This window comes from Salinimicrobium gaetbulicola, assembly GCF_042676025.1.
GTDB classification, from domain to species: domain Bacteria; phylum Bacteroidota; class Bacteroidia; order Flavobacteriales; family Flavobacteriaceae; genus Salinimicrobium; species Salinimicrobium gaetbulicola.
Genome location: NZ_JBHTJP010000035.1, coordinates 904,255 through 918,606 on the forward strand (window position 1 = coordinate 904,255; position 14,352 = coordinate 918,606).

The window sequence follows — 14,352 nt, forward strand, 5'->3', positions numbered from 1 at the left end:
CTCAAAAAGTTGCTTAATTCTCTGTTAAGATTCCCGTTTCCGTCTTCCCGGCTTTTTCAAATTCTTTTTAATTTCTGAAGTTCGGGAGCTTTTCTTGTCAAATTTTTTTTCTGATTTTGGGACAGTATTTTTCTCCACTTTTTCATCCTTCAGAAGGGATCCTTCCTCGGTCTTTGTGGATTCTCCCAATAACTTGTTCAAGCCTGAAAGTTCTTTTTCTGTAAGCTGTCTATATTGACCTACCGGAACATCAAGAGGGATGTTCATGATACGGGTTCTCTTCAGTTTAACCACTTCATATCCCAGGTATTCGCACATCCTTCTAATTTGGCGGTTCAACCCCTGTGTAAGGACGATCCTGAAAACAAATTTACTCAGTTGTTCCACCTCACATTTACGAGTTACGGTTTCCAGAATTGGAATTCCGTTAGACATTCGCTGGATGAAATCATTAGTGATCACACGATCTACAGAAACGATATATTCCTTTTCATGATTGTTTCTCGCACGTAAGATCTTGTTCACTATATCCCCGTCATCGGTCATGAGAATAAGGCCTTCGCTGGGTTTATCAAGTCGTCCTATAGGGAAGATCCTAGTCGGATAATTGATATAATCAACGATATTCTTTTTCTCTTTAGGATTGGTTGTGCACACGATACCAATTGGTTTGTTGAAAGCCAGGTATACATTATCCTTTTTAGGAGGGACGATAAGTTCACCATTTACCCTTACTTCATCATCAGGATGAACCTTTGTTCCCATTTCAGGAACCTTGCCATTGATCGTTACCCGCCCTTGCTCAATGAGAGTATCTGCTTTTCTGCGTGAACAGTAGCCTACTTCGCTGAGGTATTTATTGAGTCGGGTAAGATTTTCTTCTGCCATATTTTTAATTCAAAAACGTTATTAATCCCAGTCGATCATGAAATACTTGATCTTAGCATCGTCCGGGATCTGGGAAGCCTGTATACGCATCTGGGTGTCGTATCTTAATTCGGCAGGAAGTTGTTTTTTATCAATGGTCACATAAATGTTGAGGTCATCAATAAATATTACTGCAGCACTAAGGGTGTTTTCAATTCTTGAGATATTGTAATTCTCTACGATATCTTTGAATGTGCTTTCGGTATTCAAGCCTTTTGCGGTTTTAAAACGCGAATCAAGAACCTGAATGAAACCAACGGTACTGGTAGAGTCGAATGCCTGAACCGGTTCCATCAAAAGCATTTTTTTGCCCTTTTTGTCATATACCTCTATCTCATTATTGCTTTTGTATAACTCGCCTTCGTTCACCTGCTTCACGATAGAATCTTGTGAGAAAACAGAATCCAGGTCTTTGATCTGAACATCTTTCGTTAATTTACCAATGCTACTGGCGCTGATAAGAAAAGGATCCTGCTCTTTATCGCAGGAAATAAATATACTTGAGGTAATTAATAAAAGTAAAAGACCTTTTTTCATGATATTTTAATAGGGTTTGTTTAATTATTCCAAAACGCTGATGCCTCTCAAAACTTATGTGGCAGGCACCAAATTAAAATTTTTATAAAAGTATGAATTGTCGGTGGAACCTCAGAATAGAATACACACAGAAATGTTTTTTGCTATTGTACAGCCGGACTTAAAAGCTGAATAATTCCATTTTCAGCATTTATTTCAGCTTGAATTCCATTAGGGATCATTGCATTGTCATCTATATGTCCGATCATAGCTCCCGAAAATGCTGGAATTCCCAAAGGTTTGATATAATGGTCAATGACCTCTTCCATGGTTAGGGAGCCGTAGCCGCTGCCCCCCGGGTCGCAATCATTGCACTTCCCAAACACGAAGCCTTTGATCTCCTTCAGGACTCCGCCTAATTGTAATTGTGACATCATTCTGTCAACCGCGTAAATTTTTTCTCCTATATCTTCAAGATACAGGATCTTATCTTTCCAGTTTTTCGGAAAATATTCGCTTCCCATCAACCCGGTTAGAACAGAAAGATTCCCTCCCAAGAGTTCTCCTTTTGCAGTACCCGGCTGGATGGTTCTTATGCGATTCTTGGTTTGTGCCAGTTCATTTCCTTTATCTGAAGGATTTTTATAGGTCACTGCTTCTCCATTAAAAAGTAATTTCTGAAGATAGGAATAGGCAAACGGATTCCAGGTTGAAACTGCTACAGGTCCGTGGAAAGTGACCAGGCCGGTCTTTTCGAAAATGGCCAGGTGTAAAGCTGTAATGTCACTGTAGCCTATAAAAATCTTCGGATTTCTTTTAATTACCCTGTAGTCAAGTTTTTCCAGGATCCTTGCAGAGCCTGATCCGCCACGGAGAGCGATAATGGCCTTTACTGAATCATCTTCGAACATGCTCATAAGCTCTTCAGCTCGCTGCTCATCGGTACCTGCCAAATGACCGTATCTACTCTTTGAAAAGTTCCCGAATTTCACTTTTAAGCCCATCGCCTCAAAGGTTTCTTTGGCGATCTCATAAGGTTCAGATTCAAAAATGGCACTTGCGGGGCTTACTATACCAATAGTGTCACCTGCCTGAAGTCTTTTTGGGATCTTAATTCTGTCATCTGAAAATTCCAGCCCTTCCGAGGGATTGAAAATATTTAAGGGTAGCGCCAGGCTTCCGATTCCAATGTTCTGAATGAATTTTCTTCTTTCCATAATTTTCTTCTTCAGGTTATTTCAAGTTTCTGATATTTTCGATGATCTTTTCCATTTCGGCTTTTAGCGCAGAAGAAGGGACCATATAATTACTGTTCATAAAGCTAATAATAAGAAGCTTTCCCTTTTTGGTGATTAAGTATCCGCTCAGGCTGTAATTATTGCTTAAAGATCCTGTTTTAGCATAAATAAAAGGTTGTTCATTTTTGAACTGACTTTTCAAGGTTCCCGAAACGCCTCCTGCGGGCAGTAATTCAAATAAGCGATCCTGTGGTACCTCTTTCAGTATTTTTTCAAGGAGCCTGACCATATTGCCCGGAGTTTGCAGGTTATACCTAGATAGTCCTGAGCCGTCTACCCACTTTGGTTCCTGCGGAAGGTCTTTCAGGAAATTTTCCTTCATATGATCAATGGCAATCTGTGTTTTTAACGAGTCCGAAATTTGGTTGGCTGCGAGCAAAAGAATTTGTTCAGCTATGAAATTATCGCTTTGCTGAAGCAACCTTTTGTACAGACTGTCTGTAGGGATGCTGTAAAAGGTCTTTTCCAGGTTTACATCCGGATCATTGTGAAGGATCTCAATATTCCGTTGAAGTGAATCTTCAAGGATCTTTATCGCCAGTGCTTCTGAAGTATTAAAAGGAACGCTTCGTTCAGAATCGGTTTTTTCAGGATTTACTGTGTACCTGAAAATATTTTGATGACGATCTCTTTTCACGCCAGAACGCTCGGATTTCGTTTTATCCAACAATGTTGAATCTGAAAATATTTTCGGATAAGCTTCCGGAATAGATTCGGCATTTTTAAAGGAGAAAATGACCGTATTGCCCGCTACTGGCAATGAAGATTTTTCCGCAGAATAATAATAATTGTAATCATCCCAGGCCCAGCCTGGTCCTAAGCCGCTTTCCGAATAAATAGCAGGCATAAAAAATAAGTTCTTGTCACTATGCTTTAAAAAATCGATAACAGATGATTCCGGCAGATCTTTATGAAGTAGAGAAGGATCTCCGGTGCCTGTAAAGATCAAAGAATCATTGTTGATCGTGTAGCGAATGGCTGGAACCGAGTCGCCTAAAACCTGTAAACCGGTATAAAAAGTAAATAGCTTCGTGTTCGAGGCGGGGATAAAGTATTTTTTTGAATTGTATTCGTAAACCCACTTTTTGGCTCCAGGATCATAAATTGCCAGTCCTGTAAAACCATTTTCAAAAACTTTTGAAGAAGTAATGTCTAGATTAACTGTTTTGAGAAGCTCCCTGTTTCCAGAGCAGGAGCTCATCAAAAAAACAATAACCAATAGCGGCCATAAAATATGATTAGAGTAAGAGAAATATTGGCCTTTCAAGAGTAGTTTTTATAGATGTTTCTCCTCAAAAATAGAAAAAAAGCGGCTTTTGCGAAGTCGTGACTCAAGTTATCGCAAAAAGATTTCTGCCTTTAGCTTTTTGGTTATCTTTGCAGCCTATGAATGAGAAGGAATTGAATGAATTAGTTGCGGCCGGGAAAATGCTTCCTTTGATGGAAGAATTTTACACCATCCAGGGAGAAGGATTTCATAAAGGAACCGCTGCATATTTTGTAAGAATCGGAGGCTGTGATGTTGGATGTCACTGGTGTGATGTAAAAGAAAGTTGGAATGCCAAACTTCATCCACCAACACCTGTTGATACCATTGTTGAGAATGCTGTGAAGCACAGTAAAACGGTTGTAGTTACCGGTGGGGAGCCACTTACCTGGGATATGACCGAATTGACATCTGGTTTGAAGGAAAAAGGTGCCAAGATCCATATTGAAACTTCAGGAGCTTATCCAATGACCGGTACCTGGGACTGGATCTGTCTTTCTCCGAAAAAGATAAAGTTACCTACAGAAGAAATTTACAAGGTAGCGAATGAGTTAAAAGTAATTGTTTTTAATAAGCATGACCTGATCTTTGCTGAGGAACAGGCTGCTAAGGTTAATGATAATTGTATTCTTTATTTGCAACCCGAATGGAGTAACCGGGAAAAAGTGATCCCTATGATTGTCGATTACGTGATGAGCAACCCTAAGTGGAAGGTTTCACTGCAAACACATAAATACCTGAATATACCATAAAAGAAAAAACGCCCTGAAAAGGGCGTTTTTTGATCTGTATATTTTTAAATGACCTAGATCTTCTTGAAAGGTACTTCCACATATTGATTATCCCAACCAATCTGTAGCATGGCCCCGTTAGGGATCTCTTTAAATGCCATAGAAAGGGCTTCAATTCTGGTAGAAGATTTTTTGACTGGTACCGTTATTCTCGCGACATCTTTTTCTACATGGTAGTCATAAGCACCCCAAATATTGGTGCTGTTATTAAGGATGATCGTCCATTGATTCTTATCAGGGATAGTGAACAAGGTGTAAGTTCCTTTTTTGATCTTTTCACCCTGTACGGTCATATCCTGATACAAGGTTATTTCAGTGGCCTCATTGGCTCCGGTTCTCCAGACTTCCCCATAAGGAACTAATTTTCCGAATACCTCCCTGTCGCGAGCCTGAGGTCGGCTATAAAGCACCCGGGCAAGAGGTTCGTTATTTTCTCCTCTGAATAAAACTACATCCAGTGGACTTACATCCAGTTTTGAAAAGTTCGGGCCGTCTTTATCTTTTGTCGTTTCAGGTTTTTCTTTATCCTGTGCCTGGAGTTGAGGGATTCCTAAACATCCAATAAATAATGCGATTACTATAAGTGATCGTTTCATAAAAGGGTTTTTTTAATTAATAATTTAAATATACTTTGGTGAGTTTCATTTTTCAGTTAATGGTTTCTATAATATTCGTTAAAAATAATTAAAAGGAATCATTTGATCGGAACCTTGATATTTTCTATAAATAACTCATAGGATTTAGAAGTTATTATCTGTTTATAAGCAGATGGTTTTCCTTTCATGAAAATTGAGATTAAAAATGACTTAATATCAACTATATCAGTCTGATCCTAAATTGACTGGGATTAATTAAAATGATTTCGCGAGGTTCCTTTTCCACAAAAATTGTTGATAACTTAGAAGGTTTGTTGCCTGTTAAAGTGGGAAAAAAGGATGCTTTTTGGTATATTTGTTCGTTATAGGATTTGACAAAATTTTAACGAATTTAAGTATGAGCGAAGAGGTTAAAAGAAGCGGTTATTCGGCCGATAGTATTCAGGCGCTTGAGGGGATGGAGCATGTGCGCATGCGTCCTTCGATGTATATTGGGGATACTGGAGTTCGAGGATTGCACCACCTGGTTTATGAGGTAGTGGATAACTCGATTGATGAGGCCCTGGCTGGGCACTGCGACACCATTAAGGTGACCATTAATGAGGATAACTCTATTACTACTGAAGATAATGGTCGGGGAATACCTGTAGACCTGCATAAAAAAGAAGGAGTTTCTGCTCTTGAGGTTGTAATGACCAAAATTGGAGCCGGAGGTAAATTCGATAAGGATTCATATAAAGTTTCCGGAGGACTCCACGGAGTTGGTGTTAGTTGTGTGAACGCACTTTCAGATCACCTTAAGGCTACTGTGTATCGCGACGGAATCATTTGGGAGCAGGAATATGAGCGAGGGAAACCCTCCTATCCTGTAAGATCTGTTGGTGAAACTTCAGAGAATGGAACGATCGTGACTTTTAAGCCAGATGCTTCCATTTTCCAGCAAACCACGGTTTATAGTTATGAGACTCTTGCCAGCCGTATGCGTGAACTGGCATTCCTGAATAAAGGGATTAGAATAACGCTTACAGACAGAAGAGAGAAAGATGAGAATGGGGAGTTTGTTTCTGAGGTATTTCATTCAGAAGAGGGGCTTAAGGAATTTATCCGTTTTCTGGACGGAACCAGAGAGTCTATCATTAATGATGTGATCTCTATAGAGGGGGAGAAGAATGATATCCCGGTTGAGGTTGCGATGGTATATAATACCTCGTTTAATGAGAACCTTCATTCTTACGTAAATAACATTAATACACACGAGGGAGGTACTCACCTTGCAGGTTTCCGAAGAGGTTTGACCACCACCTTGAAAAAATATGCAGATGCTTCCGGAATGCTGGATAAGCTGAAGTTTGAGATCTCAGGAGATGATTTCAGGGAAGGGCTTACCGCGATCGTATCTGTAAAAGTTTCTGAGCCTCAGTTTGAGGGTCAGACAAAGACGAAACTTGGTAACCGTGAAGTTACTTCAGCCGTATCGCAGGCGGTTTCTGAAATGCTGGAGATCTATCTGGAAGAGAATCCTAATGATGCGAAGATCATCGTTCAGAAAGTGATCCTGGCAGCGCAGGCAAGACATGCAGCCAAGAAAGCTCGTGAGATGGTGCAGCGTAAAACCGTAATGAGCGGAGGTGGACTTCCGGGGAAACTTTCAGATTGTGCTTCCCAGGATCCTCATGAAAGTGAAGTTTTCCTTGTTGAGGGAGACTCTGCGGGTGGAACGGCCAAACAGGGTCGTGACCGTCACTTCCAGGCTATTTTGCCTTTAAGAGGTAAGATCCTGAACGTGGAAAAAGCCATGAGTCACAAGGTTTTTGAAAATGAAGAGATCAAGAATATCTACACTGCTCTTGGGGTGACCATTGGTACCGAAGATGACAGTAAGGCTCTAAACCTTAGCAAACTTAGATATCACAAGATCGTGATCATGTGTGATGCCGATGTTGATGGTAGTCACATTGCTACCTTGATTCTTACATTCTTCTTTAGATATATGAAGGAATTGATCGAAGCAGGTCACGTTTACATTGCGACGCCGCCGCTTTACCTTGTTAAAAAAGGAAGTAAAAAGCGTTATGCTTGGAATGATAAAGAACGTGATGAGATCGCGAATTCTTATAGCGGGGGAGTAAGTGTTCAACGTTATAAGGGTCTTGGAGAGATGAATGCTGAGCAGCTTTGGGATACGACCATGAATCCTGAGTTCAGAACTCTTCGCCAGGTAACAATTGATAATAGTAGTGAGGCTGATAGAATTTTCTCTATGTTAATGGGGGATGAGGTGCCGCCTCGTAGGGAGTTCATCGAAAAGAACGCGGTCTACGCGAACATCGATGCCTAAAATACTTAAAACCCGGAGTTTGGCTCCGGGTTTTTTATTTCCTTTTATATTTGTCACTTTTTTAGATAAAACATACTACTTATGAAAAAGATTTTACTTGTTTCAGCAGTAATGCTATGCAGTGTCCAGACCTGGGCACAGGACAACCTGGGCCGACTTTTGGCTGCGGGAATCGAGGACACTAAGACCTTTGCTACGGAATATCTGCGTCCCGGAACTCAGGCGACGGTTTTCAACCTTTCCAATGGTTGGTATCAATCTGCTGAAGTTAAAAATGTTCTTGGATTTGAATTTTCAATAATCGGAAATGCAGCCGTGAACCTGGGGGATCACCAGTCCTTTAATATGAGAACTGCCGATTATCAAAACATCCAGTTTGTGGATGGTTCTTCGGAAAAAGACGTCTCCACACTTTTGGGTCATAACCCTGAACCTGTAAACGTATACCTCGAGTATGATACTCCTTTTGGAAAACAACAAGCCGAAATTACCCTTCCTGACGGGCTGGCTGCGGCAGGCGTTGAAATGGTACCGGCAGCTTTCCTGCAGGCGCGTTTAGGGGTGTTTAAAGGAACCGAAGTGAAAGCGCGTTACTTTCCGAAGGTGAATTATGACAATGTTCAGGCTGAACTTTATGGGGCGGCTGTTCAGCATGAGATCACCAGCTGGTTGCCGTTGGATTTGCCGGTTGCGGTTTCCGGTCTTGTAGGTTATACCCGAATGAATGGATCTTATGATTTTACCGAGCAGAGCTATTTAGATGGAGAGAACCAAAGGATCAAGACTAATATGGATTCCTGGTTATTTTCAGGGATCGTTTCTACTAACCTGCCAGTTATCAATTTTTACGGAGGTTTAGGATACATGACCGGCTCTTCAGATTCGGCCATGTTGGGAACTTACATTATCAGGGATGAAAATACCGGGATCGTGATCGATGAAGTAGAAGATCCTTTCACTATCGTAGATGATATTAACGGGATTAAGGCGAACCTTGGGATGGCCTTGAAATTAGGGTTCTTCAAGATCACCGGAGATTATAGTTTTCAGGAATACGATGCAGTGTCTGTAGGGCTTCATTTGAGTTTCTAACAGTTGCTGACTTAAAATATTTAAAAGCCCGCATTTTTTGCGGGTTTTTTGTTTCTTGAAAGATTCGGAATGGGGCAAATCTTTTTTTAGTATTTTTAATTAACCACTTAAAATATTTTCCGTGAAAAGTAAAGTATTAGCCCTTTTGATCATGATTGTTTTAGCACCCGTTTCGCTGGTTGCTCAATCTGAGGAAAACACCGAATTATTTATTGCCGATATGCTGACCCTTGCCGATAATTTTGCCCGGCCGGCATCAAACGGAGCTACTTACCAGGCTAGTGCCGGATGGTTTAGTTCCGCCAAATCTCTTGAAAAATGGGAGTTCAGGATCGCGTTGCATGGAAATGCCCTTTTTGTGCCTGACGAAAAAAAGAACTTCAGTTTAAATAATTCTCAGCTAAGACTGCTGGAAATAGAAAATGCTCAGTCGGCACGATTGCCCACAGCTTTTGGGTCAACTACTAATAATTATTTTACTGGGGAAGTGACCTTTTTGAATCCTGTAACCCAGGAAATGCAAACCCAGGAAGTGAGATTCAAAGCTTTTGAAGGGATTAACAGAGATTATATTCCTCATGCCTTTTTGCAGCTCGCTGTAGGATTGCCTTATGAAACTGAATTGACCGTAAGAGCAATGCCCGAGGTCACAATTGATGATGTTACGGCGAGTACGTACGGAGTGGGCTTAAAACATAGTCTTAGTCAGTATTTTATTGATGATCCCGATGGATTCCAACTGGCAGCGGCCATAGCTTTTAGTAAGTTCAATGTAGAGTACGGCTTTGAACCCATAGAGGTGGAAGGCTTGGTTATGATGGACCTGATCATGGTAGATGCTGATCTTTGGATGGTGGAGGCTATTGCCTCACAACGCTGGGGAGTTTTTGAAGCATTTGCTGCGGCAGGGATCGCCAATTCCAATTTCAATTATGAAATGGGTGGAAATGGAATTGCTTTAAGCATGGTGAATACTGAATTGCAAAAGCTGGGCGATACCGAGGCGAAGTTCAAAGCAGATCTCGGCTTCAATTTGCATTTCGGAAAATTCAGAATAAGCGCGATGGGAACAGGGGGGAAATATTTCAATGCTAATTTGGGTCTTCATGTCCGCTTTTAAAACTGGTCTTTTAACGGATAGATTCCTATAAAAACTCCTCTATAATTCGTATTTTCGCAACACTAATAATCAAACACATAAATTATGAAAGTTACTATAGTAGGTGCAGGAGCTGTTGGAGCCAGCTGTGCAGAATACGTTGCCATTAAAAATTTCGCTTCAGAAGTAGTTTTGGTTGATATCAAAGAAGATTACGCTGAAGGAAAAGCAATGGACCTTATGCAAACAGCTTCATTGATGGGCTTTGATACTAAGATCACCGGTGCGACCAATGATTACTCTAAAACAGCGAATTCAGATATCGCAGTTATTACCAGCGGTATTCCACGTAAACCGGGAATGACCCGTGAGGAATTGATCGGGATCAATGCTGATATCGTGAAGTCTGTTTCTTCTAGTCTTATTGAGCACTCTCCTAATGTAACTATCATCGTGGTAAGTAATCCTATGGATACAATGACTTACCTGGTTCATAAAACAACTAATCTTCCAAAGAACAAGATCATTGGAATGGGAGGAGCTTTAGATAGCGCCCGTTTCAAGTATCGTTTAAGCGAGGCTTTGGAATGCCCTGCTTCAGATGTTGAAGGAATGGTAATTGGGGGGCACAGTGATACCGGAATGGTGCCGTTGTCAAGATTGGCGACCCGTAACAGTGTTCCTGTATCTAAGTTCCTTTCAGAAGACAGAATCAATCAGGTAGCAGAAGATACTAAGGTTGGCGGTGCTACGCTAACAAAGATGTTGGGTACCAGCGCATGGTATGCTCCGGGAGCAGCGGTTTCTTCCCTTGTACAGGCGATCGCTTGTGACCAGAAGAAAATGTTCCCATGTTCTGCTCTTTTAGAAGGAGAATACGGCCTTAATGATCTTTGTATTGGGGTGCCTGTGATCCTTGGAAAGAATGGAATTGAAAAGATCGTTGAGATCGACCTTGATGAAGCTGAAAAAGCTAAGATGAAAGAAAGTTCAGAAGGGGTTAAGAAAACAAATGGTCTTTTGGATCTGAAGAAATAAATTTTCAGAAAAAATAGAGCTTTTTTAAAGGAGCTGTTTGAAGAAAACTGAATTGCTAAAGCGACGAAAATACTCTGGAAAAATCAGGTGACATTTAGCGTCTAAATCTTCAATTTTCAAATGAGAGAATCTGCTGAAAATGTGAGGAAAAGTAAGAATTCAGCAACATTTTCAAACCGCTCCTTTTTTAATCTAAAAAGTTAATTTTTTCAAAAAAAAATAATTGGGATTTCATTATTGAAAACCTATATTTGTCCGTTTTTAAAATTTGAACATAAATTAAAGAATAATGCAGAACAAGGGAATAGTCAAGGTGTTTGCGATTTTGTTCGGGCTGGTATGTATTTATCAGTTGTCTTTCACATTTATCGCGAATAACGTTGAGAAAGATGCCGAAGCATTTGCTGAGCAAAAAATCAGCTCAGATCAGGAAAATTACATTACCCTAAGAGAAAGGGCAGAACAAAGGTATCTTGACTCTATAGGAGGCGAGGAGGTTATTGCGGGGATCACCTACAATACTGCCAAAGACAAAGAATTGAACAAAGGTCTTGACTTGAAAGGTGGGATCAATGTGATTCTTCAAATCTCTGTTAAGGACATTCTTAGAGAGCTTGCAAACAATACTAAAGATCCTGCTTTCAACCAGGCTTTAGCAAAGGCAGATGAAGAGCAAAAGAAAAGTCAGGAGAACTACGTAGATCTTTTCTTCGAAGCTTTCGAAAATATTCCTGATGCGAAACTTGCTTCCCCTGATATTTTTGCAAACAAAAATCTTAGCGACGAGATCAATTTTGAAATGAGCAATGATGAGGTGAAGCCTATCATCCGCAGAAAAATTGACGAGTCTATTACTTCGGCTTTTGAAGTATTAAGAAAACGTATCGATAAATTTGGTGTAACTCAGCCAAATATTCAGCGTTTAGGAAATTCAGGAAGAATTCTTGTTGAACTTCCTGGAGCGAAAGAAATTGACCGTGTAAAAGGACTTTTACAGAGTACAGCTCAGTTAGAGTTCTGGCATGTTTATAAAAGCAATGAATTTCAGAATTTCTTCGTGCAGGCTAACAACATGTTGAAAGACATGGTTGCTCAAAAAGAAGAAAAAGCAGACACTACTTCAGCAGAAGCTGATGAGATCGATGCCCTTCTTGAGTCGGCAGATGATTCTACTGAAGTTGCTGAACAAAATAATCCATTATTCGACCTGATGGTACAACCTGGATTCCAGGGAGGGCCTATCCTTGCAACTTTCAAAGTTGGGGATACTGCTCAGGTAAACGAATATTTGAACAATTCTCAGGTTCGCGGATTGTTAACAGGAGATCAGCGTTACGCGAAATTCGTTTGGGGTAAGACCAGCGAAGATGATGAGGTTGCTGAATTGTATGCCCTTAAAGGTAACAGGCAAAATGAACCACCACTTTCAGGAAGTGTGATCACTGATGCAATGCAGACATATGACCAGGTTGGTCGTATTGCTGTAAGCATGCAAATGAATGGTAAAGGAGCGAAGAGCTGGGAAGATATGACAGCTTACGCTTTCGAAAATCAGAGTCAGATCGCTATTGTACTTGATAACATTGTTTATTCTGCACCAGGTGTTTCTTCCGGTCCTATTTCTGGAGGAAGAAGTGAGATCACCGGTGACTTTTCGATTACTGAAGGTCAGGATTTAGCGAACGTACTACGTGCCGGTAAACTTCCTGCTTCTGCTGATATTATTCAAAGTGAAGTAGTTGGTCCGTCATTAGGACAGGAAGCTATTGATAGCGGGGTTATGTCTTTCGCTATTGCTTTAGTGCTTGTTTTGCTTTGGATGATCTTCTATTACGGTAAAGCCGGGATATTTGCAGATATCGCCCTTGTGGTGAACATTCTGTTCATCTTCGGAATACTTGCAGGACTTGGTGCTGTATTGACCTTACCTGGTATTGCCGGTATCGTTTTAACGATCGGTATATCGGTTGATGCCAACGTACTTATCTTCGAACGTATTCGTGAAGAGTATGCGAAAGGAAAACTTCAGAAAGACGCTATTAGAGACGGTTTCAATAATGCCTTGTCTTCGATCCTTGATGCGAACATTACTACGGGGCTTACAGGTCTTATCTTACTTGTTCTTGGAACAGGGCCAATTAAAGGATTCGCGACTACCTTATTGATTGGTATTGCTACCTCTTTATTTACCGCGATTTTCATTACACGTTTGTTCATTGATGGTTATGGTAAAAAAGGTAAGAACCTTGATTTCTCTACTTCAATGACCAAAGGTCTTTTCGCTAACCTGGGAATTAATTTCCTTGGAAAAAGAAAGACTTTCTACATCGTTTCGGGAATTTTCATTCTTGTGAGTTTAGGCTCATTGTTCACTCAGGGTCTTAACCAGGGAGTAGATTTCGTAGGAGGAAGAAGCTACACTATCAGATTTACTGAGCCGGTTAACCCTACTCAAATCGAGTCTGACCTTGTAGCTGAATTTGGAAGTGCTGATGCCAAAACTTTTGGTGGGGCCAACCAGATCAAAGTTACTACCAAGTATAAAGTAGATGAAGAAGGAACTGAGATCGATAACGAGATCCAACAGAAGTTATATTCTTCTCTTCAATCATACCTTCCTGCCGACCTTACCTACGAAGATTTCTCAGTAGGTGAAGGAGAGCGTGAAATTGGAATTATGCAGTCTATTAAAGTTGGACCATCTATCGCAGATGATATCAAGCAGGCTTCTATTTGGGCTGTACTTGGTTCTCTATTGGTGATCTTCTTATATATCCTGCTTCGATTCAGAAAGTACCAGTTCAGTTTAGGTGCCGTTGTTGCGGTTATCCATGATGTTTTGATCGTGTTAGGTGTATTCTCACTTACTTACAAGTTCATGCCATTCAACATGGAGATCGACCAGGCTTTTATCGCGGCTATCCTTACCGTGGTAGGTTACTCGCTGAATGATACCGTGGTTATCTTTGACCGTATCAGGGAGTTCTTTAACGAGCATCCGGGATGGACTCAGAAAGATGCTATTAACGCAGCGATCAATAGTACTGTGAGCCGTACGTTGAACACCTCGATGACTACCTTAGTGGTGTTACTTGCGATCTTCATTTTTGGAGGTGAGAGCATCAGAGGATTCATGTTTGCCTTGATCGTAGGTGTGATCGTAGGTACATACTCTTCTATCTTTGTTGCTACACCTGTAACTTATGATACCTTCAATAAGCAGCAGGAAAAGAAGAAACTTAAGCAAAAAGAGCAAACAGTAGCTTAATTAAGAACTGTTTAATCATATAGAAAAAGCCTCCTTTATGGAGGCTTTTTTATTTGGAGTTTGATCCGCTACTTTAATTGATTAGTGCTTCTTCGGAAGGTGTAAAATTTGTTGCCTGGATT

At 40.6% G+C, this 14,352-nt stretch carries 11 protein-coding genes; 6 read left to right on the forward strand and 5 right to left on the reverse strand.

From position 1 onward, the window contains the following. Positions 1-24: 24 nt before the first annotated feature. From rluF to dacB, 4 genes are all read right to left on the reverse strand, one after another. Positions 25-888, reverse strand: a complete 864-nt coding sequence (gene rluF / locus ACFQ1G_RS13460; RefSeq protein ID WP_380740371.1) for a 23S rRNA pseudouridine(2604) synthase RluF — start codon at positions 886-888, stop codon at positions 25-27. A gap of 21 nt (positions 889-909) precedes the next feature. Beyond that, entirely contained in the window at positions 910-1,464 is a 555-nt protein-coding gene (locus ACFQ1G_RS13465) for a hypothetical protein (protein ID WP_380740373.1), read from the reverse strand. Positions 1,465-1,607: 143 nt separating this feature from the next. Then, positions 1,608-2,660 (reverse strand): S66 peptidase family protein, encoded by a 1,053-nt coding sequence (locus tag ACFQ1G_RS13470; RefSeq protein ID WP_380740374.1) that lies wholly within the window; start codon positions 2,658-2,660, stop codon positions 1,608-1,610. Positions 2,661-2,676: 16 nt separating this feature from the next. After that, entirely contained in the window at positions 2,677-3,942 is a 1,266-nt protein-coding gene (dacB, locus tag ACFQ1G_RS13475) for a D-alanyl-D-alanine carboxypeptidase/D-alanyl-D-alanine endopeptidase (protein WP_380740376.1), read from the reverse strand. Positions 3,943-4,127: 185 nt separating this feature from the next. Between dacB and ACFQ1G_RS13480 the strand changes: the two genes are divergently transcribed. Then, positions 4,128-4,760, forward strand: coding sequence for a 7-carboxy-7-deazaguanine synthase QueE (locus tag ACFQ1G_RS13480; protein WP_380740378.1), 633 nt, complete (start codon positions 4,128-4,130; stop codon positions 4,758-4,760). Positions 4,761-4,813: 53 nt separating this feature from the next. Here ACFQ1G_RS13480 and ACFQ1G_RS13485 read toward each other — a convergent pair whose 3' ends face one another. Further along, positions 4,814-5,395 (reverse strand): DUF2911 domain-containing protein, encoded by a 582-nt coding sequence (locus tag ACFQ1G_RS13485; protein WP_380740380.1) that lies wholly within the window; start codon positions 5,393-5,395, stop codon positions 4,814-4,816. 397 nt (positions 5,396-5,792) lie between these two features. Between ACFQ1G_RS13485 and gyrB the strand changes: the two genes are divergently transcribed. From gyrB to secDF, 5 genes are all read left to right on the forward strand, one after another. Continuing rightward, positions 5,793-7,733: a DNA topoisomerase (ATP-hydrolyzing) subunit B gene (gene gyrB, locus ACFQ1G_RS13490; protein WP_380740382.1), complete on the forward strand. Its 1,941-nt coding sequence runs from the start codon at positions 5,793-5,795 to the stop codon at positions 7,731-7,733. Between the two features lie 81 nt (positions 7,734-7,814). Further along, positions 7,815-8,825 (forward strand): DUF6588 family protein, encoded by a 1,011-nt coding sequence (locus ACFQ1G_RS13495; protein WP_380740383.1) that lies wholly within the window; start codon positions 7,815-7,817, stop codon positions 8,823-8,825. A 121-nt stretch (positions 8,826-8,946) separates the two neighbouring features. After that, positions 8,947-9,945 (forward strand): DUF6588 family protein, encoded by a 999-nt coding sequence (locus ACFQ1G_RS13500; protein ID WP_380740385.1) that lies wholly within the window; start codon positions 8,947-8,949, stop codon positions 9,943-9,945. Positions 9,946-10,029: 84 nt separating this feature from the next. Continuing rightward, a complete protein-coding gene (gene mdh, locus ACFQ1G_RS13505) occupies positions 10,030-10,962 on the forward strand; it encodes a malate dehydrogenase (protein ID WP_380740386.1) in 933 nt (310 codons plus the stop codon). A gap of 289 nt (positions 10,963-11,251) precedes the next feature. After that, complete coding sequence (gene secDF / locus ACFQ1G_RS13510) at positions 11,252-14,230, forward strand: protein translocase subunit SecDF (protein ID WP_380740388.1); 2,979 nt, start codon at positions 11,252-11,254, stop codon at positions 14,228-14,230. Positions 14,231-14,352 lie beyond the last annotated feature (122 nt).

Coding starts and splice junctions, on each gene's coding strand:
- ACFQ1G_RS13470 (WP_380740374.1), bottom strand. CDS start 2,660: ATGGAAAGAAGAAAATTCATTCAGAACATTGGAATCGGAAGCCTGGCG.
- rluF (WP_380740371.1), bottom strand. CDS start 888: ATGGCAGAAGAAAATCTTACCCGACTCAATAAATACCTCAGCGAAGTA.
- ACFQ1G_RS13465 (WP_380740373.1), bottom strand. CDS start 1,464: ATGAAAAAAGGTCTTTTACTTTTATTAATTACCTCAAGTATATTTATT.
- ACFQ1G_RS13480 (WP_380740378.1), top strand. CDS start 4,128: ATGAATGAGAAGGAATTGAATGAATTAGTTGCGGCCGGGAAAATGCTT.
- mdh (WP_380740386.1), top strand. CDS start 10,030: ATGAAAGTTACTATAGTAGGTGCAGGAGCTGTTGGAGCCAGCTGTGCA.
- dacB (WP_380740376.1), bottom strand. CDS start 3,942: ATGAGCTCCTGCTCTGGAAACAGGGAGCTTCTCAAAACAGTTAATCTA.
- ACFQ1G_RS13485 (WP_380740380.1), bottom strand. CDS start 5,395: ATGAAACGATCACTTATAGTAATCGCATTATTTATTGGATGTTTAGGA.
- gyrB (WP_380740382.1), top strand. CDS start 5,793: ATGAGCGAAGAGGTTAAAAGAAGCGGTTATTCGGCCGATAGTATTCAG.
- ACFQ1G_RS13495 (WP_380740383.1), top strand. CDS start 7,815: ATGAAAAAGATTTTACTTGTTTCAGCAGTAATGCTATGCAGTGTCCAG.
- secDF (WP_380740388.1), top strand. CDS start 11,252: ATGCAGAACAAGGGAATAGTCAAGGTGTTTGCGATTTTGTTCGGGCTG.